Below are 22,365 nucleotides of genomic sequence, written 5' to 3' on the forward strand. Positions count from 1 at the left end.
GGCAAATGCACGGCCGAGCCAGGTTCCCTCTGCTCCGCCACCGCATCCTCCTCCAGTGACCACCACAGAGCGCTACCACCGATTACGGGACAGAGCCGAATGCTGGACACCCTCCCTGCATGCCCGGAGCAGAACCAGCAAAGCCAGCAGACTTCGGAACTACTCGTCTAGGCCCCCGGGCCTTCCTGGTACTCCAGCCTGGGCCGGTCGCCGGGCCGGGGGCCGCCGTCGGGCGGGTAGATCGTGCCCGTGGCGACGTCGATCGCCGCCGACGTGATGTTGTACCAGTCGACCGAGTCGCCGGGGTGGAGCACGACGACGTTGCTCGTGTTCCCCTGCGCGTCGATGCCCGCCAGCAGGACCGAGACGTTGCCGGTGTTGGTCGCGTGGCGCACGCTGACGGTGTTGAGGCGCATCCACCCGGTCACGGGGGGCGTGACGGCCCTGACCGGCGCGGCGGGCGCCGCGCCCGCCTCGGCGGGGGCGCCGCCCGGAGCCGGATCGACCACCCGCACGGTCCGCCGCTGCGTGATCGGGCCCGTGCTCGGGCCGCCGGGCACCACCCGTCCCGGGCCGCCGGGCACCACCCGTTCCGGGCCGGAGGACGTCCGCACCACCGTCATGGTGTCCGACGGCCCGATCACGACCCCGGCCCGGGGGTCGTAGGCGTACCCGTCGGGGATGGCCGCACCGAGGCGAGGTTCGTAGTGGTAGCCCGATTTGACCCGGACCGTTCCCCCGGTGAGGGCCCGGCAACTGTCGTGCCAGGCGAACCGCCGCTGCAGCAGCCGGCCGTTCGACTCCTCGGCCTTCTGCATGACCATCTGTCGCTGTTCGCACATGGCACCGCTCCCGCCGTTCGTCCCCCAGTCCGAGTGTGGGACGCCGGACGGGAGCCCGCCACCAAGCACGTCCGGCAGCCGCCCCCGGGCCGGTGGGCACGGGGGCGACCGCCGGACGCGGTCCGGGCCGGTCAGCCGGTGACGACGGCCTGCGCGTCGATCTCCACCAGCATCGGCTCCTGCGGCAGTTCGACGAAGATCGTGGTGCGGCAGGGCTTCACGCTGCCCGGGGCGATGTTCTCCTCGATGAACTGGGCGTACACCTCGTTCATCAGCGGGAAGTCGGCCCGCTTGGTCAGGTAGACGCGGAACATCACCACGTCCTCGATGCTCGCACCGCCCGCCTCCACGATCGCCTTGACGTTCTCCAGCGTCCGCCGGGTCTGCGCCTTCACGTCACCGTGGTACAGGTACTCGCCGGTCGCCGGGTCCTGCGGCCCCTGGCCGGACACCTGCAGGATCGGGCCCTTGCGCACCCCCTGCGAGAACATCCACGCCGGGGCGGGCGCGCCGTCGGTACGGACCTCGATCTTGTCGCTCATCTGTCTTGCTCCATAAGGTGGTTGACGGTACGTCAGTGAACGGTGCCGCGCGCCGGAAGGCCCGCGTCGGCGGAGATCGCCCTGGTGCAGGCGAGCAGTTGGGGGAGAAGTTCGAGCACCTGCTCGTACGGGAGGACCACGTCCGGCACCGATATCGACGCCGCGGCCACCACCCGGCCCGAGACGTCCCGGATCGGCGCGGCGACGCAGTTGATGAACGCCTCGTGCTCGGCGTGGTCCTGCGCCCAGCCCTGCACCGCGACCTGGTCGAGCTCGGCCAGCAGCGCCTGCGGACTGGTGATCGTGTTCGGGGTGTGCACGGTGAACTCGACGCCGTCCACCACCCGGCGTCGCTCCACCGGCGACAGGTCGGCCAGCAGCACCTTGGCCACCGCCGTGTTGTGCAGCGCCGCCCGCAACCCGATCCGCGAGTACATCCGCACCGGGTGCCGCGAGTCGTACTTGTCGATGTAGACCACCTCGCCGCCCTCGTACGCGGCCAGGTGCACGGTCTGGCCGGTCGCCGCGTTCAGCTCGGCGAGGTGCGGGGCGGCGGTGCGGCGGATGCCGCGCTGCTCCAGCGCGAGGCTGGACAGCGCGAACAGGCCCGCACCGAGGTGGTAGCGGTACTGGGCGTCGCGGTGGACGAAGCGCTCCTCCTCCAGGCTCTGCAGCAGCCGCAGCACGGTGGTCTTGTGCACGCCGATCAGCTCGGCCAACTGGTCGAGGGAGCGCTCGCCCTCGCCGAGTTCGGCGAGCAGGCGCAGGGCGCGGGTGACGGTCTGGCTCATGGGTGTCCCGAGGGTCTTCGAGGGTGCCGGGAGTTCTTCGGTGGGGTTCTTCGGTGGGTGCTGCGGTGGGTGCTTCGCTGGGGTTCTTCGGCGGGTGCCGTGGTGGGTGCTGTGGTGGGTTCTTCGGTGCGGTGGTGGTCGGTGGGTGGGGAGCCGGTGGGCGGGGCTCAGTGGACGGGGGCGGGCAGCGCGGGGGAGTCGATGCCGGACGCGGTGACCCGGGTCGCCGCCCAGCCCCGCTCGTCGGCGGCCAGCAGTGCGGCCACCGTCGCCGCGTCCGGCAGCGCGCCGTGGTCGGTCGGGGCGGTCAGCGCGCCCGCCGCCGCCAGGTGGCCCAGGCGCAGCCGGGAGCGCTGGTCGAGACCGCGCAGGGTGCCCGCCAGGTAGCCCGCCGCGAACGCGTCGCCCGCGCCGGTCGGCTCCACCACCTCGACGTGCAGCGCCCGTTCGGTGACCGAGCCGCCGTCCCGGCCGAGCGCGGTGACCAGGTGCCCGGAGTCCTTGACCACCAGCGTGGCCGGGGACGGGAAGCGCGCGCGCAGCGCCCGCGGGTCGCCGGTGCCGAACGCCTCCTCGGCCTCGTCCGCGCCCAGCAGCAGCACGTCCGCGGCGTCCAGCAGCTCCGGCAGCACCGCCGGGTCGCGCAGCCGCCACAGCGCCGGGCGCCAGTTCAGGTCGAAGGAGACCAGCCGGCCCGGGCGGCGGCGGGCCAGCAGGGCGCGCACCAGGGCCAGGCAGTCGTCCGACAGCGCGGGCGTGATGCCCGTCAGGTGCAGCAGTGGCGCGGCGTCCAGCAGGGCCGCGGCCGCCGGGTCGTCCAGCAGTGCGGGGGAGAGCGCGGAGGCGGCCGAACCGGTGCGGTAGTAGTGCAGGCGGGAGCGGCCCGGACCCAGGTCGTGCGGCAGGCCGGAACCGCCGGTCTCCTTCAGGTACACGCCGGTCGGGCGGTGCGGGTCGACCGCGACGGCCGACACGTCCACCCCCGCCGCGGCCAGGTCGCCCGTCAGGCGGCGGCCGAAGCCGTCCGCGCCGACCCGGCTGATCCACGCCGTCGGCACGCCCAGCGCGGCCAGCGCCGCCGCCACGTTCGACTCGGCGCCCCCCACCGAGGGCCGGAACGCGCCGACGGCCTCGAACGGCCCCGGCCGGTCGGGCAGCAGCACCGCCATCGACTCGCCCAGGCACACCGCCCGGCCGGCCGCCGCACCGTCCCGGCCCGCACCGCCTTGATCCGCCATCAAACCCGCTCCCTCACCCTCGGGCCCGCACCCCGCCCCCACCGCCGACGGCCCGCGCGGCCCGGCGCTCGGCGGTGAGCCCCGGTGCTGCGTGCCTGGTGGGAGGGGTGGACGGGCCGCGTCGCGGTCCGTTGACCGCCGTCCGGCGTGAATGCTAGAACCGTATCACCAACATGCGCAATACAGGTTGCGCATGTTGCAACTTCCCAGCTCGCGAGTGGGCCGGGGTTTGATACGGAGGCAGGGCGATGGGCGAGAACAGCGAGAACAGCGAGAACAGCGGGAGCAACGAGACCGGCGGGGCCAGCGGGACGGCGGAAGCGGAAGAGCGGGCAGGGACTGCGGGGCAGGCAGGGGCTTCGGGGGCTGCGGGACCGGCGGGGGGCGCGGGAGAGACGGGGAGCGCGGGAGAGGCGGGGACGGGCCCGCGGTACTTCGCCGACCCCGTCCACGGCCCCGGCATCGACACCGCCGCCGTCGCCGCGCTCGCCGACGAGACGCTCGACTTCCGCTTCAAGGCCGTCCCCGCCGACGCCTGGGGCCGCACCGTCCGCGACTGGCTCGCCACCCGCCCCACCCTCGACGGCCTCGGCACCCCCCTGCTCACCCTCGACGCCGCCGCCCTCCGCCACAACCTGCACACCATGGCCGCCTGGTGTCGCGCCGCCGGAGTCCGCCTCGCCCCGCACGGCAAGACCACCATGGCCCCCGCCCTCTGGCAGGCCCAACTCGCCGCCGGGGCCCACGCCATCACCCTCGCCAACCTCCCCCAGCTCCGCGTCGCCCGCGCCTTCGGCGTCCAACGCCTGCTCCTCGCCAACACCCTGCTCGACCCCGCCGGACTCGCCTGGGTCGCCGCCGAACTCGACCGCGACCCCGGCTTCGCCTTCGCCTCCTGGGTCGACTCCACCGACAGCGTCCACCGGATGGACGCCGCCCTGCGCGCCGCCGGTGCCCGGCGCCCCGTCGAAGTCATGGTCGAACTCGGCGGCCCCGGCGGCCGCACCGGCGCCCGCGGAGTCCCCGCCGCCCTCGACGTCGCCGCCGCCGTCCTCGCCGCCCCCACCCTGCGACTCGCCGGTGTCGGCGGCTACGAAGGCGCCCTCGCCCACGACGCCTCCGCCCCCGCCCTCGCCGCCGTCCGCGGCTACCTCGCCGACCTCGCCGACCTGCACCGCCGCCTCGCCACCGACTACCCCACCCCCACCCCCGTCGTCACCGCGGGCGGCAGCGCCTACTTCGACACCGTCGCCCAGGAGTTGACCCCCCTCACCCGGCAGGTCCCCGGCACCACCGTCATCGTCCGGGCCGGCGCCTACCTCGCCCACGACGACGGCTTCTACCGCGGCATCTCCCCGCTCTCCCGCCGCCCCGACACCACCCCGCTGCGCTCCGCCATGCACGGCTGGGCCCGCGTCGTCTCCCACCCCGAACCCCAACTCGCCCTCCTCGACGCCGGAAAGCGCGACCTCCCGTTCGACGAAGGCCTTCCCGGACCCCAACTCGTCCGCGGCCACGGCCCGTTGGAGGGGGCGACCGTCACCGCCCTCAACGACCAGCACACCTTCCTGCGCGACGCCGGGCCCGCCGCGCCCGTCGGCGCCGTCCTGCGCCTCGGCCTCTCCCACCCCTGCACCGCCTTCGACAAGTGGAGCCTCATCCCCGTCCTCGACCACGCCGACACCGCACACCCCCGCATCGTCGACCTGGTCCGGACGTACTTCTGATGGCCGACCTCCTCCTGCGCGACGCCACCGTCATCGACGGCACCGGCACCGACCGCTACCGCGCCGACGTCACCGTCACCGACGGACGCATCGACGAGATCAGCCGCCTCGACCGGACCGGCAGTGCCGGTGGCACCGGCGGCTCGGGCGGCACCGGCGGCTCGGGCGGTAACGGCGCCGCGGATGGTGACGGCGCCGCGGGTGGTAACGGCGGACGCCTGAGCGGGCGCCGGACCATCGACGCCGACGGACTCGTCCTCGCCCCCGGCTTCATCGACATGCACGCCCACTCCGACCTGCGGCTGCTCCTCGAACCCGACCACCCCTCCCGGATCACCCAGGGCGTCACCCTCGAAGTCCTCGGCCAGGACGGCCTCTCCTACGCCCCCGCCGACGACACCACCCTCGCCGCGCTGCGCCGCCAACTCGCGGGCTGGAACGGCGACCCCGCCGACGAGGAGTTCGACTGGAACTGGCGCACCGTCGCCCAGTACCTCGACCGCCTCGACACCGGCACCGCCGTCAACACCTGCTACCTCGTTCCGCACGGCTCCGTCCGGATGCTCGCCATGGGCTGGGCCAACCGGCCCCCCACCGCGCCCGAACTCGACCGGATGAAGCACCTGTTGGACCAGTCGCTGACCGACGGCGCGGTCGGCATGTCCACCGGCCTCACCTACACCCCCGGCATGTACGCCGACACCGCCGAACTCGTCGAACTGTGCACCGTCGTCGCCGCCCGCGGCGGCTTCCACGCCCCGCACCAACGCTCCTACGGCGCAGGCGCGTTGGAGGGCTACGCCGAGATGGTCGAGATCTCCCGGCGCTCCGGCTGCCCGCTCCACCTCACCCACGCCACCATGAACTTCGGCGTCAACGAAGGCCGCGCCGGACAGTTCCTCGCCCTGGTCGACGCCGCCCTCGCCGACGGCATCGACATCACCCTCGACAGCTACCCCTACCTGCCCGGATCCACCACCCTGGCCGCCCTGCTGCCCAGTTGGTCCACCGAAGGCGGCCCCGAAGCCACCCTCGCCCGGCTCGCCGACCCCGCCGCCCGCGAGCGCATCCGCGCCGACGTCGAGGAACACGGCAGCGACGGCTGCCACGGCGTCGTCACCGACTGGGACACCATCCAGGTCTCCGGCGTCCGGCACGGCTCCCTCTCCGCCGTCGTCGGCAGGAAGATCTCCGAACTCGCCGCCGAACAGGGCCGCACCGGCACCGACGTGTTCTTCGCCCTGCTGCGCGCCGACCAACTGGGAACCACCATCCTCCAGCACGTCGGCCACGAGGAGAACGTCCGCGCCATCATGCGGCACCCCGTGCACACCGTCGGCAGCGACGGCCTCCTGGTCGGCGCCCGCCCGCACCCCCGCGCCTGGGGCACCTTCCCCCGCTACCTCGCCCACTACAGCCGCGAGTTGGGCGTCCTCACGCTCGAACAGACCGTCGCCCGGATGACCGGCCGCCCCGCCCGCCGCCTCGGCCTCGACCGGCGCGGACTCGTCCGCCCCGGCCACCACGCCGACCTGGTCCTGTTCGACCCGGGGACCGTCCGCGACACCGCGACCTTCGACCAGCCCCGACAGGCCGCCGAAGGCATCCAGCACGTCCTGGTCAACGGCGTCGCCGCCCTCACCGACGGCAAACCCACCGGCGACCTGGCGGGCCGCGCGCTGCGCCGGGGCGCCGACCGCAAGGTCCGGCCACTCGACTGAGCAGACGTCAATTCCGCTGCGGGGCCCGCTGGTTCCGCAGCCATCGATTCGAACCGTTCATGCGTGAAGAGGAGTTGCCCAGGATGGGAACCGAAACGACCGACCTGCGCGCGGCACTGGCCCGGCAGCCGGTGATCGCCGTGGTGCGGGCCCCCGTGATCCCCGACGCCGTCGCGCTCTGCGAAGCGCTCGCCGAAGGCGGCATCACCTGGACCGAACTCACCTTCACCACCCCCGACGTGACCCGCCACGTCGCCCGCGCCGCCGAAGCGGGCTGCCGGATCGGCGTCGGCACCGTCCTCACCGCCGACCAGGCCCGCGAGGGCATCGCCGCCGGAGCCGGCTTCCTGGTCACCCCCGGCCTGCGCCCCGCCGTCGCCGACGTCGCCCGCGAGGCCGGAACCCCGGTCGTGATGGGCGCGTTGACGCCCAGCGAGGTCGCCGACGCCGTCGACCTCGGCGCCGCCGCGGTCAAGATCTTCCCCGCCAAGGCGTTCGGCCCCGGCTACTTCAAGGACCTCCACGGCCCCTACCCCGACATCCCCCTGGTCGCCTCCGGCGGCGTCAACGCCGGAAACGCCAAGGCCTTCCTCGACCACGGCGCCCTCGCCGTCTGCGCCGGCACCGACGTCGTCCCCCCGCAAGCCGTCGCGGACGGCGACTGGGCCGACATCACCCGCCGCGCGAAGGAGTTCATCGCCTCGCTCGCCTGAACACCACCCCGCCCCACCCCGCCGGGCGGGCAAGGACCTGCCCGGCCCGACGGTTTCCGGTTCGGGTGGGCGGGGATTTGCCCGGCTTGGCCGTTTCCTGTTCGGGTGGGCAGGGGTTTGCCCATTCCGGCGGTTTCCGGGTTCTCCGGGCTGGATCTTGCCCAGTGCGGCGACTTCCGGTTTCCCCGGGCGGGATCTTGCTCGGTCCGGCGGTTTCCCGCTCGGCTGAACTGAACCTTGCCGGGGGCTGGGCCCCCGGGGGCGGCGTTCAGTCGTGCTGGGGCACCGGTGCGGTGCGGTGTGCGGCGGCGAGGGAGAGGACCTGGTCGACGGACCAGTGGTCGGCCGCGTGGGTGCCGTAGTGGGCGGCGGCGACCCGGCCGTCGGCGGTGAGCAGGAAGTCGGCGGGCAGACCCAGGCGTCCCCCGAGGGGGCGGGACGCGGGCAGACGTTCGCGGCCGCGCAGGACCAGCGGGATGCTGCGGGCCACCCCGCGGACGATCGACGGCCAGACCCGGGGGTCGAGCAGCGCGCGGGCCCCGTGCTCGACCCCGTACGCGCGGTACAGCCGCTGCTCGGGGTCGGCGACCAGCGAGAAGGGCAACCCGTCGGCGTACGACCGCAGTTCCTCGGCGGGCGAGTGGAAGACGGCGACCTCGCGCACCCCCGCCTCCCGCAGTTCCGGGTGGCGGACGGCGAAGCTGCGCAGGTGCAGGTTGCAGATCGGGCAGCCCGCGAAGCGGCGGAACTGCAGGTGCGTCAGGCCGTCCGCGGGCACCGGAGGCAGGGGCGCGCCGGTGACGGTGACCGCCTCGGTCGTGGTGGTGGTGGAGAGGGGCGGGGCGGTGGTGCCGGTCCGGAGTCGGGACACGTGGGCTCCTCGGAAGCTCCTCGTAGGTGTATGCCGTACGCCAAAACTGTAGGCGTATGGCGTACGCTGTCAACCCGTGCCCCGCCCACGCTCACTGACGCCAGCTCAGATCGCCGCCGCCGCGCTCGCCGTGATCGACCGCGACGGCCTGCCCGCGCTGTCCATGCGCACCGTCGCCGCCGAACTCGACCGCCGCACCATGGCGTTGTACCGCTACGTCGAGGACCGCGAGGAACTCGAGTGCCTGGTCGTCGACCTCGCCCTCGGTGGCGTCCTCGACCGGGCTGTGGATTCGGCCGCGGATCCGGCCGTGGATCCGGCCGTGGATTCGGCTGTGGATCCGGTGAGGTCCGCTGTCCCGTCCGCCGGGCCGCGCGTCCGGCTGCTCGCCCTGCTGGAGCTCATGCGCGAGGCCGTCGGAGCGCACCCCGGGGTGCTGCCACTGGCCGTCCGGCACCACGGTGGCTGTCCGCCCGCACTGCGCTGGCGGGAACGGTTGCTGGAGGCCCTGGCCGATGCCGGACTCGACGCGCCGCGCCGGGCGGCCGCGCTGCACGCACTGGTGTCGTACGTGATCGGGGCGCTCGAACTCGAACATCAGGCCGCCGTTGCTGCGGCCCCCGGCGGGGCGTCCGTCCCCGAAACCTTTCCCCTGCTCGCCGCCGCCCTGGCCGCCCGCGCCACCGCCGACCCGGCGCAGGCCTTCGCCGACGGCGCGCGGACCGTCCTGGACGGCCTGGGTCTGGGCCCCGGCCCCGGCCCAGGCCTCGGCTGACCGCGGCCGTGTCCGTGGCCGCACCGTCCGGGAAGGGGGCTAGGGGGCAGGTGCGGTGAGGGAGTTCCAGCCGTGTTCGAGGAGGTCGAAGGCGCGGACCATGGCTGCGCGGACGTCGTCGTGGGCCTGGGCGGCCCGGGGCGCCTCCAGGGCGAAGTGGGCCAGTGCGGTGCAGAGGGGGTCGTCGGCGGGGCGGCCGCTCTGTTCGGCGATCACTGCGGCGAGGGCGGCGGTGTGGCGCAGCCACATGGCCTGGTGGTAGTCGCGCAGGGCGGGGGTGGAGTTCACCAGGTCGAGGAAGGCCGCGAAGCGGGGGTCGCGGTCGGTGGCGGCCCGGCGGTGGAGCAGGGCGTGGTCGCACAGGGCGGCCGGGACGGACCGGCCGCGGGGCCGTTCGCGGACGGCGGCCAGCAGTTGGGCCTCCTGGTCCGTCTCCTGGTCGAAGACCAGGGCCTCCTTGGACGGGAAGTGCTTGAACAGCGTGGTGGTCGAGACGTCCGCGGCGTCCGCGATCTCGCGGATGCCGACGTCGTCGTAGCCGCGTTCCAGGAACAGGCGCAGCGCGGCGTCGGCGATGGCCTGGCGGGTGGCGGCCTTCTTGCGTTCGCGGCGCCCGGGCGGCGGCGGAGGTGTCGGCGGGGCCGGGGGTGTCGGGGGCGGGGGCGGTGCCGGGGGCGGAGGGGTGTTGGGCATGGGGGCAGTCTACCGTCCCGGTTGATCGGGTTCAAAAGTTGAGTCGTTGCACTTTTGTAGTCGTTGTGGTCTTCTGGGAGCACGGCGCCGACGCACTCCCGCGCCGCCCCACCCCACCTTCCCGGCCGCCCGGCACCCCCGCGCGCCCGTCCGAACGGAGCACCACCATGACCACGACGACGTCCACGACCACGACCACGACCGCCCCCGCCCTCCGCATCGCCGTCATCGGCGCCGGGCCCGGCGGCCTGACCTGCGCCCGCATCCTGCAGCGCCACGGCATCGCCGTCACCGTCCACGACCGCGACCGCGGCCCTAATGCCCGCGACCAGGGCGGCACCCTCGACCTGCACGAGGACAACGGCCAGATCGCCCTGCGCGAGGCCGGACTGCTCGACGACTTCTTCCGCCTCGCCCGCCCCGAAGGACAGGAGATGCGCCAACTCGACGCCACCACCGGGGAGATCGGCTTCCACCACGTCCCCGAGGACGGCGAACGGTTCAAGCCCGAGATCGACCGCGGCCACCTGCGCGACCTCCTCCTCGGCTCGCTCGAACCGGGCACCGTGCACTGGGGCCGCACCCTGCGCTCCGTCGAAGGACCCGTCGGCGGCCCCCGCCACCTGCACTTCGCCGACGGCACCGTCACCGAGGCCGACCTCGTCATCGGCGCCGACGGCGCCCGCTCCACGGTCCGCCGCGCCCTCTCCCCGGCCACCCCCCGCTACACCGGCGTCAGCTTCCTCGAAGCCTGGTTCCACGACGCCGACCGCCGCCACCCCGACCTCGCCGCACTCGTCGGCCCCGGCAGCGCCACCGCGGCCGACGGCGAGCGCGCCGTCTTCGCCCAGCGCAGCAGCGGCGGCCACCTCCGCGCCTACGTCATCCAGCGCGTCCCCGCCGACTGGATCGCCGCGGCCGGCCACACCGTCCAGGACACCGACGCCGTCCGCGCCCTCCTGCTGGACCGCTACCGCGACTGGTCGCCGTCCCTGCGCCGACTCCTCAGCGACAACGACGGCCCCTACGTCGACCGCCCCATCCACGCCCTGCCCGTCCCGCACACCTGGCAGCACGACCCCGCCGTCACCCTCCTCGGCGACGCCGCCCACCTGATGCCCCCGCTCGGCGTCGGCGTCAACCTCGCCATGCTCGACGCCAGCGAACTCGCCCTCGCCCTCGCCCGCCACGACACCGTCGCCGCCGCCGTCCGCGCCTACGAGGCGGTCATGCTGCCCCGCTCCACCGACATGCAGCGCCTCCTGGACGGTGCCGCCGAAGGCCTGCTGTCCGCCGAGCCCCACCAGGAGCACGCCCCGTCCGGCGCCCGGTGAGCGAACTACCGCTCGAAGAAAGGCACTCGGGCCTGGCTCAGAGCACGTCCAGGCACGCGACCGGGTCCGCCCCCTCGGCCCCTCTCACCCGCCGCCTCGAATGCCGCGTCCGCCGCCCGTACCGCCACGCCGTACGCCTCGGCGTCCCGCACCGGGTGCAGCGTCCACGGGAGGCAGTGGATCTCCCCGGACCGGTCGTACCGGCCCGGCAGCAACGGGACGCTCCTGCCGGCTCGTTGCGCGACAGGCGTGGCGTGCGGAGCGGACGGTGGGCCCGGCAGTGGGTCCGGCAGTGGGTCCGGTAGTGGGCCCGGCAGTCGGTCAGTGCCGCCACTCGTAGACGCCCGGCGAGGTCTGGCGGACTTCGCTCGGCCAGGTCCGCCGGACCTGTTCGAGCAATCTGCGCTGCTCGTCGATCCACCCCGGCTCCAGGGAGAGCGGGAGGAGAACGGAGACGCACGACCTCCCCAGGTCCTCGACGAGGACGGTCGGCGTGCCGTGCTCCTCGTCGAGCGGTCGGATCCTGACCTCCGGGCTGCCGTCCTCCAGCCAGACGATCTCCCGGCCGGACGCGAGCACGTCCAAGGACCGGCCCCACCCGTCCAGGTCGGAGGGGAGCAGCCGGACGGAGAGGCTTCCGGTGACGAAGCTGCTCGTGACGACGACCTCGGCATCGAGCAGGTCGTGGAGGTGGAGCACGCCCGGCATCCGGCGCCCCAGTACCCGTACCCGGAAGCTGCTGTCCTCGTCCCGGAGGCTGATCAGGTCCATGTCCGCTCCCCGTGCCGTCCGTCGTTCGCATGCTGCCAAAGGTGGGCGGCGGGGGGCCGGGACTGCGGGCCCCGGCCCCGGCCCCCCGCCCGGGCGTGGCCCGTTGCGGCGACGCGTTCAGCGGGCCCGGGTGGTCGAGTACAGGTGGCTGTCGCGGAACTCCGTCGCGGCGAGGGTGCGGCCGACGATGATGACGGCGGTGCGCAGCACGCCCGCGGCCTTCACCTGGACGGCGATGTCGCCGAGGGTGCCGCGCAGGACCAGCTCGTCCGGGCGGCTGGCCATCGCGACCACCGCGGCCGGGCAGTCCGGCCCGTAGTGCGGGAGCAGTTCCTCGACCACGCTGTCCACGTAGCGGGCCGCCAGGTGCAGCACCAGCAGCGCACCGCTCTTGCCGAGCACGGACAGCTCCTCGCCGGGCGGCATCGGCGTCGCCTGCCGGGCCACCCGGGTCAGGATCACCGTCTGCCCGACCGTCGGCACCGTCAACTCCCGCTTCAGCGCCGCCGCGGCCGCCGCGAACGCGGGCACGCCCGGCACCACCTCGTACGGGATGTCCGCCGCGTCCAGTCGACGCATCTGCTCGGCCATCGCCGAGAACACCGACGGGTCGCCGGAGTGCAACCGGGCCACGTCCAGGCCCTCGCCGTGCGCGCGGACGATCTCGGCCAGGATCTGGTTCAGGTCCAGGTTCGCGGTGTCGACCAGCCGGGCGTCCGGCGGGCAGTCCGCCAGCAGCTCCGGCGGCACCAGGCTGCCCGCGTACAGGCACACCCCGCAGCGGGCCAGGGTGCGTTGGCCGCGCACCGTGATCAGATCGGCTGCGCCCGGACCGGCACCGATGAAATAGACCGTCACTTCGCTCCTCCAACAGCTCCGACAGTTCCGGCAGTTCCGATAGTTCCGATAACTCGGGCGGTTCCGACAACCTCGGCTGCACCGGATTCCCCGGGGTCACCGTTCTCGTTCTGGTTCTCGTTCTGGTTCTCGCGCGTGTCCTTGACGACGCTCCACTGGGTCACCGGCATCGCCTGCCGCCACCCGGTGAACCCGCCCACCGGTACCGCGTGCGCGACCGCGAGCTTCACCAACTCGCCGCCGTGGCGCCGGTACCACTGCGTCAGCAGCGCCTCCGACTCCAGCGTCACCGTGTTCGCCACCAGTCGCCCGCCCGGCCCGAGCGCCGCCCAGCACGCCTCCAGCACCCCCGGCACCGTCAGCCCGCCGCCGACGAACACCGCGTCCGGACGGCCCAGTTCGGCCGTCAGTTCGTCCAGCGCCACCGGTGCCGCACCCCGGACCACCCGCAGCCGGGGCACGCCGAGCGCGGCCGCGTTGCGGACGATCCGCTCCGCCCGCCCCGGGTCGCGCTCCACACTGACCGCCCGGCAACTGCGGTGCGACCGCAGCCACTCGATGCCGATCGACCCCGAACCGCCGCCCACGTCCCACAGCAGCTCGCCCGGCGCCGGACCGAGCGCCGCCAGCGTCGCCGCCCGAATGTGACGCTTCGTCAACTGACCGTCCGAATCGAAGAGTTCGTCCCGCAGTCCGGGAACCAGTTGCTGCCGCGGGGCATCCGGCGCAACGGCCGGATCGAGGACGCAGTCGACCGCCAGCAGGTTCAACGGATCCCCCGGCGGCAACGACCAACCCTCCGCCACACCCTCGCGCACCGCCTCCGCCGGGCCGCCCAACTGCTCCAACACCCGTACCCGGCTCGGCCCGTAGCCGCGGTTCGCCAGCAGTTCCGCCACCCGTACGGGCGTCGCCGCGTCCGCGCTGAGCACCAGCAGCCGACGGCCCGGGTACAGCGCGGCGTGCAGCGACTCGACCGGACGGCCGACCAGCGTCACCACCTCGGTCTCCTCCACCGGCCAGCCCAGCCGGGCGCACGCCAGCGACACCGAGGACGGATGCGGCAGCACCCGCAGCGACTCCACCGGGACGCCGCACTCCAGCAGCGTCCGGCCGATCCCGTGGAACATCGGGTCGCCACTGGCGAGCACCGCCAGTCGCCGCCCCGCGAACCGCTCCAGCAGCCCCGGCACCGACGGCCGCAACGGGGACGGCCACGGCACCCGATCCGCCGTCACCTCCTCCGGCAGCAACGCCAACTGCCGCGCCCCGCCGAGCACCGCGTCCGCCGCGCCCAGCGCCTCCCGCGCCGCGGCCGAGAGCCCCGGCCAGCCGTCCGCACCCACCCCGACGACGGTGATCGCAGACACGCGCAACTCCTCACGGATCGGGGACGGGGCAGCCGCAGCCTACCCGCAGCCGACCGCCGTACCCCCCACGAGCTGCGGAGATCCACCGTGCGACATTGGCCACACCGGCGCGGGTAGCCCGCCGGGGTACGGCGGGTGGCGGGCGGTGCGCGTCGGCCGAGGTCGTCAGCCGAGGTCGTCGGCGGCGTGCCGCAGGGCCCGTTCGGCACGGTTCAGGAAGGCGCGGAACTGCTCCTGCTCGGCCTCGGTGAACTCGTCGGCGAGACACTGCTCGACCTCGGTGGCCCGCTCGTCGGCCAACTCCAGGGCCGCCCGGCCGCGATCGGTCAGCCGGGTCTCCAACACGTTGCGGTGCCAGCGGTGCGGCGCCCGTTCCACCAGCCCGCGCTCGGTCAGGTGCTTCAGCAGGACGCCCATCGCCTGCGGGGTGACCTGGCAGGAACGGGCCAGCGCGGCCCCGCTGATGCCCGGGCTGTCGGCGAGCACGTACAGCGCCGCGTACTGCGGAACGGTCAGCCCCGCGGGATCCACCGCGAGGCGTTTCGCGGCCATCAACTCCAGGTCGGCGCGGTGCAGATCGATGCCGAGGCGGTCAGCGGGGGGCATTCCCATGCGGCGATGGTACAGGGCGAGGGGCATCAATCAGTTTCGTTGACAGTCATCAATGCATTGATGATGATGGGCGTTGTTGATGTCGGCAGCCGTCGGCCCTCGGCTGCCGAGCGTGAGGAATCGACCACTGCGCGTCGACATCCGATGGTCGTTTTGTCGACCTGTCGTCCCGTCAGAAACGCCACGCTCCGGAGGACCGCACCCCCATGACCGAACTCTCCTTCCTCACCGCCACCGGCACGGCGGCCGGTTTCGTCGCCGAGACCCGCCCGCGCGCCCACGGCGCCGGCATCGACCCGTACGAGTACGACCGCGTCACCGCGCCGATCGGTTCGCTGCTCGACTGGCCCGACGCCTGCCGGGCGGCCTGCTCGCCCACCGGGCCCGGGCCGAGCAGGCCGCCGGGCGGGGCCGGGCCCGGACCGCCGGGCACCACCACCGGTCGGCGGCCCGCTGGTTCCACCTCGCCGCGCTGCTGCCGGACCCGGACTGGGAGCGCGCCGCCGCCGTCGCCGCGGAGGCGGACCGGTCGATGGGGGACGCCCTCGCCCTGCTCGAACCCTCGGCCCGGCGGATCTCCGGCGAGGGCTACGCGGGCTGGCTGCGCCTGCCGCGAACGGGGGAAGGCGCAGGGGCGGAGGGCTCCCCGTTGGTGGTGCTGGTTCCCGGCATGGACTCCGCGAAGGAGGAGTTCCACCGGCCGGTCGACGCGCTGCTCGCGCGCGGGGTGGCCGTCCTGGCCGTCGACGGCCCCGGGCAGGGGGTCCTGGCCGCCGGTCCCGCGCTCGGCCCGGACCACCGGCACGCGCTCCGCCGGGCCTTGGACCACGTCCTGGGGAAGGAGCCGGGGCAGGGACGGGGGCAGGGGCAGGGGCAAGAGCCGGGGCAGGAGCAGGGATCGGACCGAGGTGGGAGCGGGGCGGGGATCGATCCGGGGCGGGTCGGGGTCATCGGGCTCAGCCTCGGCGGCTACCTCGCCGCGGACTTCGCCGCGCACGACCCGCGCGTCCGGGCGGCGGCGCTGGTCAGCGGGCCGTACCGGCTGGACCAGGACGCGCTGGTCCCGTTCGTCACCGCGACCCTCGCCCAGCGCTGCGGCGGGGACGCGGCGGCCCGCGAATTCGTCGCGCGGATCGACCTGGCCGCGCTGGCGCCCCGGCTGCGCCGCCTCCCGCTGCTGCTGGTCGAGGGCGGCCGGGACCGGATCCCGGGCGTCACCAACGCCGAGGCCCTCACCGCCGACCTCCCGCACGCCGAACTGCTCCACGTCCCGCACGGGAACCACCTGCTCGGCAACGCCCTGCCGGACTGGCTCCCCGACACCGCCGACTGGCTCGCGGACGTCCTGGCAGCTCCCGGGGCCTGAACGCCGCCGCTGCCCGGATGAGGCCGGGGGTGAACGGGTCCCTCCGCGCGGGTGACCCGGCGTCCTTCCTCCGGCGGACGCGCGGGGCCGGTGCCGGTTGCGATCTTTGGGGTGTTCCCGCGTGCGGCTCGAAAGCACGGAGGGGACGAACAACTAGACTGGGGGAGGGTTAAGTTGAGCACGCACAAGCTGATGTCGGGTGTCGCGGTCGCGATGGCCGTGTCGATGCTCGCGGTGCCGGCCGCCTCGGCCGCGCCCGTCACGTCCACGCCGCCCGTCCGACCTGACCACGGCCGAGGCCGCGACCGCGCCCGGGACGGTCACCGGGACCGTGCGCACACTGACCTACGAGGTACCGCCGGGCACGCCCGAACCGCAACGGCCGTCCGGCAGTTGGCACCCGGAGACCGCGTTCGGCTTCTCGCTCGACCGCCCCGGCGCGTCCGGTTCCGGAATCGTCCGGGAACGGGTCGGCTGGTCGGGCGTCCCGGACTTCAACGATCCTGCCGCGCCGCCGGTGGCCGCGAAGTGCGTGGCGCCCGCCGCCGACCTCTACGTGATCGCGGAGGGTTACCGATTCAGGCGGTGAGGGTGGAGGCGGCGGGCGGGGAGAATGCGGGGATGGAACCGCTGGAGCCACCGCTGCCGCCACCGCCGTTGCCGCTGCTGTACCTGGACGTCGACGGCCCGCTGATCCCGTTCGGCGGGCCGGCCGGGCGGCAGCCGGAGCACCTGACGGAGCGCCGGATCCGCGAGGTGCTGGGCGCGGAGGCCGCCGGACATCCGCTGCTGGCCAGGATCGACCCCCGGCACGGGGCCCGGATCGCGGCACTGCCCTGCCGCCCGGTGTGGGCCACCACCTGGGAGCACGAGGCCAACATCTGCGTCGCGCCGCTGCTCGGGCTGCCGCCGCTGCCGGTGCTGGAGGAGGGCGACGGCGCGGACGCGGACACCCCGTACGGGGTGCACTGGAAGACGCCGCTGCTGGTGGGGCACGCGGACGGGACGGCGTTCGCCTGGGTGGACGACGAGATCGGGACGGCCGACCGGCAGTGGGTGGCGGACCACCACCCAGGGCCCGCGCTGCTGCTCCGTGTCGACCCCCAAGCGGGCCTGAAGGAGCAGGACTTCGCGGTGCTGGAGGAGTGGTTGCGCGGACCGGGGTGAACGGGGGAACGCCTCAGTCGGTGCCGGTGCCGGTCGCGGCGAGGACGGCGAGTCGGCGCCGGTCGGCGGAGAGGGACAGGACACCGAGGTCCAACTCCCGTACCGGGCAGGGCCGTAGCTGCCCGGTCCCGGTCCCGGTCCCGGTCCTGGCCGCGGCTGTGGTCAGGTCGGACGGGCGGCGGAAGGCGTTCAGGTGGGCGGTGGCGGGGGCGGGGCGGCGTGGAAGCGTCGGGTGAAGGAGAAGCGCGCGGCGGCCCCGGCGGGCGTGACCGCTCGGCGACGTCCGGGAACGTCGTGGACGGCGGTCGCGCCCTCGGCGCGGAGCCGGTCGGCACCGGCGTCCCGGGCCATGACGGCGGCGTAGGCGCGGACGTCCGCGGCGGTGAGGTCGGTACGGTTCCGTTCGGCGTGCTGCTGGAGCAGGTCGGTGAGGCCGGGGTCGAACCGCAGCACGGTCACCGGGGCGTGGAAGCGCCCGGCGAGGGCGATGAGTCGAGCGCGTGCCTCCGAGGTGACGTTCGTCGACTCGGCGAGCGTGCTATGGCCGGTGGCGAGCCGGGCGGCGATCCTGCGGTCGCGTTCCGCGAAGACCAGTCCGTCTGCCGCATCGGATTCCGCCGCATCGGATTCCGCAGTGCCGGATTCCGCCGCGTCGGGTGGGGCGCCGAAGAGTTCCGCGCGGATCTCGTCGCTCGACACCACGGCCTCCGCGTCGATCCGCCCGCTCCCGATCAGCGCCCGGACGAAGCTGGTCTTGCCCGAGGCCGGTGGGCCGACGAGGACGACGAGGCCGGCCGGCACCCGGATGACCGGCGGCAGGGTGTCGAGGGCGGCGAGGGCGCCTGCGCAGTCGAGGGCTTCCTCCGGGGTACCGACCGGGAGTCCGTCGGGCAGGAGGGCGTTCCGGTAGCGGTCGGCGTCGTTGTCGCTGCGGTCGGGGAGGGCGAAGCCCCAGGTGTGCTGCGCGCCGGTGAAGCGCAGGCGGCACAGCGGCAGGGTCGTCCCGTCGGTCAACTCGACGGACACGTAGGCGAATCCCGCGCGGAAGCGGACCTTGACGGTGTCCACGTGCGGCCAGCGTTCCCGGGCGTGGTGGTTCAGGCGGCGGCGCAGATGGTGCTGCACCGATTCGGGCGGGTTCTTCGGCACGGGTCCATCCTGCGGGGTCCGGTGGCGGGGGCGGTGCGCTGGTCAGCGGGGGCGGAAGCCGTCGAAGAGTACGGCGAGGGCCCGGTCGCGCGGGGCGGGGTCCCACTGGTGGCGTTCGGCGGCCAGGCACATGGCGGCGAGCAGGGCGAGCGCTTCGGGGAGGTGGAGGTCGGGGCGGAGGCGGCCGTGGTGCTGGGCCCGTTCCAGCAGGGTGCCGAGCGCGGTGCGCAGGGCGGTGGCGGCTTCGGAGACCTCGGAGACCTCGGAGGTGCCGGCCTTGACGTCGATGCCCGCATCGGCGAGGGCTTCGGCGACGGCGCGCATCCGGCCCGCGTTGTCCACGACGGCGGTGAAGAACTCGAAGAAGGCGTTCCCCGCGTCCGCGGCCTCGGTCAGTTCCCTTGAACGTTCGGCGAGTTGGCGCATCCGGGCGGCCATGATGTCGGTGAACAGGGCTTCCCTGGTGGGGAAGTGGCGGTAGATGGTGCCCAGCCCGACCCCGGCGGCCTCGGCGACGGCGCGCATCGAGGCGCCGGACCCCTCGCGGGCCAGGACGGCTTCGGCGGCGGCGAGGACGCGTTCGCGGTTGCGGCGGGCGTCGGTGCGCAGCGGACGGGTCTTCTCGGACATGCCTTCCCCCGGGGTGATCTGACGGCTTGTCAAGCGGAACAACTGTTCCGTAGGCTCCGAACCGGAACGCCCGATCCGGATCGGGATCATACCGGGCCCGCCGCCTCCGTCCGAGTGCACCGTCGGTGATCACCGGCGATCACCGGCGATCACCGGAGTCGGGTACGGAGCTGGAGGGGGACGTGCGGAGATGGAACAAGTACGGCTGGGAGCATCGGGGTTGAAGGTCTCCCGGGCCTGCCTGGGCACCATGAACTTCGGCCCGGCGGGCGGAGCGGGCGTCGGCAGTTGCGAGGAGGCCGAGGCGGGGCGGATCGTGCACGCCTTCCTGGACGCCGGGCACGGCCTGATCGACACCGCCGACGCCTACACCGGCGGTGAGTCCGAACGCATCCTCGGCCGGGTGCTGCGCGGCCGCCGCGACGAGGTGGTGCTCGCCACCAAGGCCGCACTCCCGCAGGGCCCGGGCCCCAATGACCGGGGCCTGTCGCGGATGCACCTGACCCGGGCGCTGGAGAGCAGCCTGCGACGGCTCGGCACCGACCACGTCGACCTGTACCAGTGCCACCAGTGGGACCCTGACACCCCGGTCGAGGAGACGATGGCCGTGCTGGACGGCTTCGTCCGCGCGGGCAAGGTCCGCTACCTGGGCTGCTCCAACTTCAGTGCCGCCCAGGTGGTCGAAGCGCAGTGGGCCGCGGAGCGGGTCGGGGGCACCCGGTTCGTCGGTCTCCAGGTGCAGTACTCGCTGCTGGCCCGGGAACCGGAGGGCGAGTTGGGCGAGGTCGCGGCCCGGCACGGGCTCGGCGTGCTGGCCTGGTCGCCGCTCGGCGGAGGCGTGCTCACCGGCCGCTACCGGCCGGGTGCCGCGCCCGAGTCGGAGTCCCGGGCCGGACGCCTGCTCAACTCGCCGTCCGCACTGGCCCGTTCGTTCGGCGGCAGGATGCTCACGGACCGCAACCTGGAGATCGCCGGGCAGGTGGTGGAACTCGCGGCCGAACTCGGCACCACCCCGGCGGCGGTCGCGCTCGCCTGGGTCCGGGACCGGCCGGGCGTCGCCTCGGTGCTGATCGGCCCCCGTACGGTCGGCCAACTCGCCGAGAACCTGGCCGGGTTCGCCCTGGAGCTGCCGCCCGAGGCGGTTGCCAGGCTGGACGGGGTCTCCCGGCCGCGGTGAGCCCGGACTCCGGGCGGGTGCACCAGCCGACGCCGCGGGCAGCCGACGCCGCGGGCAGCTGACGCCGCGGGCGGGCAGGGCTCGTGAGTGGGAGGACTCGGGAGGGGAGGGCTCGGGCGGACGGGGCCTCAGGCGAGCGGTTCCTCGACCAGGCCGCAGTGGTACGGGAACTCGGCGAGCGCGGTGCGGCGCCCCGGGTCCGGTTCGGCGGCGGCCAGGTCGGCGAACACGGCGGTCAGGCGCTCGCGTTGGGCCTCGGGCAGGCGGTTCAACTCCCAGGCCGCGTTCTCCGTGAGCTTGACGGCGGTGTCGTCGGCGACCTCGTCGTCCCCGCACTCGTCGAGGAAGCGCAGCAGGTCGGCGAGGACGCCCGCCAGGGCGGGGACCAGCGGGTCGGTGGTGCTCATGACGGGTTGGCTCCTGAAGTGGGGCCGCCGAGGCGGCGGTTGCGGGCGGCCCGGGCGGCGAGGCGTTCGGCGTACGGGAGTTCGGCGAGTTCGGCGAGGGCGGTGGTGACGGCGGCGGCCAGGCGGTCGCGGAGGTCGGCCGGGTCGGCGCTCTCGGGGACGACCAGGTCGACCAGCCCCGCGGTGGTCAGGTCGGTGGCGGTGATGCCCTGGGCGCGGGCGAGTTGGGGCGCGTGCTCGCCGTCGCGGTGGACGATCGCGGACGCCCCCTCCGGCGGCAGCGGGGCCAGCCAGGCGTGCTGGGCGGCGATCACCCGGTCGGCGGGCAGCAGGGCGAGCGCGCCGCCGCCGCTGCCCTGGCCGAGCAGGACGGCCAGCACCGGGGTGCGCAGCCCGACCAGGGTGGTCAGGCAGTGCGCGATCTCCAGTGCCACACCGTCGAGTTCGGCCGCGACGGAGAGTTCCGCGCCGGTGGTGTCGACCACGGTGAGCAGGGGCAGCCCCAGCTCCTCGGCGATCTGCGCCTGCCGTCGGACGGCCCGCAGATCGGCTGCGGTGAACGGGAGTTGGGGCAGGCCGGGCCCCTGGCGCTGCTGGGCGACGACCATGACCGGCCGCCCGCCGATCAGGGCCAGGCCCCGGACGAGTGCGCTGTCGCCGTCCAGCGGGAGGAACGACTCGGCGGTGTGGTGCAGGAGTTCGAGCGCGGAGAGCCGGTCGGGTCGGCGGCTGAGCAGCACCGATTCCCAGGCATCCGTGACCGGGACGTCCGTGACCGGGGTGTCCGAGACCGGGACGTCCGTGACCGGGGTGTCCGAGACGCGGAGGGACGACGGGGGAGTGCCGGGGGCGGGGCGGGCGGTGAGGATCGCAAGGGCGCGGGCCAGGAAGGTGCGCAGCCGCTCCGGCGGGACGATCGCGTCCAGCCGCCCGTGGGCGGCCAGCGTCTCGGCCCGCTGGACGGTCGGCGGCAGTGGTTCGCCGCGCAGCTCCTCGTACACCCGGGGGCCGAGGAAGCCGAGCCGGGCGCCGGGTTCGGCCAGGACCAGGTGGCCGAGGGTGCCCCAGGAGGCGAACACCCCGCCCATGGTGGGGTTGCGCAGGTAGGTCAGGTAAGGCAGGCCCGCGCCGCGGTGCGCGTGGACGGCGGCGGTGACCCGGACCATGCACAGGAACGCGGCCGACCCCTCCTGCATCCGGGTGCCGCCGGAGACCGGCAGGGCGAGCAGCGGCAGCCGTTCGGCGGTGGCGCGCTCCACGGCCCGGGTGATCCGTTCCGCGGTGGCCACGCCGATCGAGCCGCCCAGGAAGCCGAACTCGCAGGCGACCAGGGCCACCGGCCGACCGTCCAGCAGGGCGCGTCCGGTCAGCACCGCCTCGTCCAGGCCGGTGCGTTCGCGGGCCCGGGCGAGGGCGTCCCGGTAGTCGGGGTCGGGGTGGTCGGCGGCGACCGGCTCGTCCCAGCTGTGGAAGGTGCCGGGGTCGACCAGCAGGTCGAGGAGTTGACGCGCCGTCACCGTGGCCTCCGTCGGGGAGCGGGAGAGTCGAGCAGGGGCACGCCCTGGCCGGGGAGGAGAGGGCGGCCGGGCGTCACCCGAGGCTAGCGGGGCG

At 74.4% G+C, this 22,365-nt stretch carries 23 protein-coding genes; 9 read left to right on the forward strand and 14 right to left on the reverse strand.

What is annotated here, in order from left to right; genetic code table 11:
- Positions 1-167: 167 nt before the first annotated feature.
- From OO57_RS09090 to OO57_RS09105, 4 genes are all read right to left on the reverse strand, one after another.
- Positions 168-842, reverse strand: coding sequence for a hypothetical protein (locus OO57_RS09090; RefSeq protein WP_158715064.1), 675 nt, complete (start codon positions 840-842; stop codon positions 168-170).
- Between the two features lie 131 nt (positions 843-973).
- On the reverse strand, positions 974-1,384 hold the full coding sequence (locus tag OO57_RS09095) for a RidA family protein (protein ID WP_033251832.1): 411 nt from the start codon (positions 1,382-1,384) through the stop codon (positions 974-976).
- Between the two features lie 32 nt (positions 1,385-1,416).
- The gene (locus OO57_RS09100; protein ID WP_033251833.1) at positions 1,417-2,175 is read right to left on the reverse strand and encodes an IclR family transcriptional regulator; all 759 of its coding nucleotides are present in this window, start codon (positions 2,173-2,175) and stop codon (positions 1,417-1,419) included.
- A 167-nt stretch (positions 2,176-2,342) separates the two neighbouring features.
- Positions 2,343-3,413 carry a sugar kinase gene (locus tag OO57_RS09105; protein WP_033251834.1) on the reverse strand — a complete coding sequence of 357 codons (1,071 nt, stop codon included), beginning with the start codon at positions 3,411-3,413 and terminating at the stop codon, positions 2,343-2,345.
- 248 nt (positions 3,414-3,661) lie between these two features.
- On the opposite strand from OO57_RS09105, the gene OO57_RS09110 reads away from it, so the two are divergent.
- The 3 genes from OO57_RS09110 to OO57_RS09120 all read left to right on the forward strand — a co-directional run bounded on the left by OO57_RS09110 (position 3,662) and on the right by OO57_RS09120 (position 7,574).
- Positions 3,662-5,140, forward strand: a complete 1,479-nt coding sequence (locus tag OO57_RS09110) for an alanine racemase (RefSeq protein WP_234337274.1) — start codon at positions 3,662-3,664, stop codon at positions 5,138-5,140.
- The gene (locus tag OO57_RS09115) at positions 5,140-6,861 is read left to right on the forward strand and encodes an N-acyl-D-amino-acid deacylase family protein (RefSeq protein ID WP_033251835.1); all 1,722 of its coding nucleotides are present in this window, start codon (positions 5,140-5,142) and stop codon (positions 6,859-6,861) included. Before OO57_RS09110 ends, OO57_RS09115 begins: the two co-directional genes overlap by 1 nt.
- Before the next feature lie 83 nt (positions 6,862-6,944).
- Entirely contained in the window at positions 6,945-7,574 is a 630-nt protein-coding gene (locus OO57_RS09120) for a bifunctional 4-hydroxy-2-oxoglutarate aldolase/2-dehydro-3-deoxy-phosphogluconate aldolase (protein WP_051776988.1), read from the forward strand.
- A gap of 268 nt (positions 7,575-7,842) precedes the next feature.
- Here the strand turns inward: OO57_RS09120 and OO57_RS09125 are convergent, their stop codons facing one another.
- Complete coding sequence (locus OO57_RS09125; RefSeq protein WP_033251836.1) at positions 7,843-8,445, reverse strand: peroxiredoxin-like family protein; 603 nt, start codon at positions 8,443-8,445, stop codon at positions 7,843-7,845.
- A gap of 76 nt (positions 8,446-8,521) precedes the next feature.
- Here OO57_RS09125 and OO57_RS09130 point away from each other — a divergent pair, with 76 nt between their 5' ends.
- Complete coding sequence (locus OO57_RS09130) at positions 8,522-9,220, forward strand: TetR/AcrR family transcriptional regulator (protein WP_033251837.1); 699 nt, start codon at positions 8,522-8,524, stop codon at positions 9,218-9,220.
- Between the two features lie 39 nt (positions 9,221-9,259).
- Here OO57_RS09130 and OO57_RS09135 read toward each other — a convergent pair whose 3' ends face one another.
- The gene (locus OO57_RS09135) at positions 9,260-9,913 is read right to left on the reverse strand and encodes a TetR/AcrR family transcriptional regulator (protein ID WP_033251838.1); all 654 of its coding nucleotides are present in this window, start codon (positions 9,911-9,913) and stop codon (positions 9,260-9,262) included.
- 167 nt (positions 9,914-10,080) lie between these two features.
- On the opposite strand from OO57_RS09135, the gene OO57_RS09140 reads away from it, so the two are divergent.
- Positions 10,081-11,247: an FAD-dependent oxidoreductase gene (locus OO57_RS09140; protein WP_051776992.1), complete on the forward strand. Its 1,167-nt coding sequence runs from the start codon at positions 10,081-10,083 to the stop codon at positions 11,245-11,247.
- Between the two features lie 321 nt (positions 11,248-11,568).
- On the opposite strand, the gene OO57_RS09150 is transcribed toward OO57_RS09140, so the two are convergent.
- The 4 genes from OO57_RS09150 to OO57_RS09165 all read right to left on the reverse strand — a co-directional run bounded on the left by OO57_RS09150 (position 11,569) and on the right by OO57_RS09165 (position 14,858).
- Positions 11,569-12,018, reverse strand: a complete 450-nt coding sequence (locus OO57_RS09150) for a DUF5959 family protein (protein WP_033251840.1) — start codon at positions 12,016-12,018, stop codon at positions 11,569-11,571.
- A 117-nt stretch (positions 12,019-12,135) separates the two neighbouring features.
- Entirely contained in the window at positions 12,136-12,876 is a 741-nt protein-coding gene (cobM, locus tag OO57_RS09155; protein ID WP_033251841.1) for a precorrin-4 C(11)-methyltransferase, read from the reverse strand.
- A complete protein-coding gene (gene cbiE / locus OO57_RS09160) occupies positions 12,873-14,246 on the reverse strand; it encodes a precorrin-6y C5,15-methyltransferase (decarboxylating) subunit CbiE (protein WP_081973556.1) in 1,374 nt (457 codons plus the stop codon). Before cbiE ends, cobM begins: the two co-directional genes overlap by 4 nt.
- 165 nt (positions 14,247-14,411) lie before the next feature.
- Positions 14,412-14,858 (reverse strand): MarR family winged helix-turn-helix transcriptional regulator, encoded by a 447-nt coding sequence (locus tag OO57_RS09165; protein WP_234337275.1) that lies wholly within the window; start codon positions 14,856-14,858, stop codon positions 14,412-14,414.
- A 532-nt stretch (positions 14,859-15,390) separates the two neighbouring features.
- Between OO57_RS09165 and OO57_RS38395 the strand changes: the two genes are divergently transcribed.
- The 3 genes from OO57_RS38395 to OO57_RS09180 all read left to right on the forward strand — a co-directional run bounded on the left by OO57_RS38395 (position 15,391) and on the right by OO57_RS09180 (position 17,391).
- Positions 15,391-16,224: an alpha/beta hydrolase family protein gene (locus tag OO57_RS38395; protein WP_234337276.1), complete on the forward strand. Its 834-nt coding sequence runs from the start codon at positions 15,391-15,393 to the stop codon at positions 16,222-16,224.
- A 331-nt stretch (positions 16,225-16,555) separates the two neighbouring features.
- Positions 16,556-16,813 carry a hypothetical protein gene (locus OO57_RS09175; RefSeq protein WP_033251842.1) on the forward strand — a complete coding sequence of 86 codons (258 nt, stop codon included), beginning with the start codon at positions 16,556-16,558 and terminating at the stop codon, positions 16,811-16,813.
- 32 nt (positions 16,814-16,845) lie between these two features.
- The gene (locus OO57_RS09180) at positions 16,846-17,391 is read left to right on the forward strand and encodes a hypothetical protein (RefSeq protein ID WP_051776994.1); all 546 of its coding nucleotides are present in this window, start codon (positions 16,846-16,848) and stop codon (positions 17,389-17,391) included.
- A 189-nt stretch (positions 17,392-17,580) separates the two neighbouring features.
- Here OO57_RS09180 and OO57_RS45285 read toward each other — a convergent pair whose 3' ends face one another.
- Positions 17,581-18,540, reverse strand: a complete 960-nt coding sequence (locus OO57_RS45285; protein ID WP_051776996.1) for an ATP-binding protein — start codon at positions 18,538-18,540, stop codon at positions 17,581-17,583.
- Positions 18,541-18,582: 42 nt separating this feature from the next.
- The gene (locus OO57_RS09190; protein ID WP_051776998.1) at positions 18,583-19,170 is read right to left on the reverse strand and encodes a TetR/AcrR family transcriptional regulator; all 588 of its coding nucleotides are present in this window, start codon (positions 19,168-19,170) and stop codon (positions 18,583-18,585) included.
- Positions 19,171-19,360: 190 nt separating this feature from the next.
- Here OO57_RS09190 and OO57_RS09195 point away from each other — a divergent pair, with 190 nt between their 5' ends.
- Positions 19,361-20,347, forward strand: a complete 987-nt coding sequence (locus OO57_RS09195) for an aldo/keto reductase (protein ID WP_033251843.1) — start codon at positions 19,361-19,363, stop codon at positions 20,345-20,347.
- A gap of 128 nt (positions 20,348-20,475) precedes the next feature.
- Here OO57_RS09195 and OO57_RS09200 read toward each other — a convergent pair whose 3' ends face one another.
- Together OO57_RS09200 and OO57_RS09205 are read right to left on the reverse strand one after the other, a co-directional pair.
- A complete protein-coding gene (locus OO57_RS09200; protein ID WP_033251844.1) occupies positions 20,476-20,754 on the reverse strand; it encodes a hypothetical protein in 279 nt (92 codons plus the stop codon).
- Positions 20,751-22,271: a carboxyl transferase domain-containing protein gene (locus OO57_RS09205; protein WP_033251845.1), complete on the reverse strand. Its 1,521-nt coding sequence runs from the start codon at positions 22,269-22,271 to the stop codon at positions 20,751-20,753. Before OO57_RS09205 ends, OO57_RS09200 begins: the two co-directional genes overlap by 4 nt.
- Positions 22,272-22,365: the final 94 nt, after the last annotated feature.

Origin of the sequence: Kitasatospora phosalacinea (assembly GCF_000717185.1) — a bacterium.
GTDB classification, from domain to species: domain Bacteria; phylum Actinomycetota; class Actinomycetes; order Streptomycetales; family Streptomycetaceae; genus Kitasatospora; species Kitasatospora phosalacinea_A.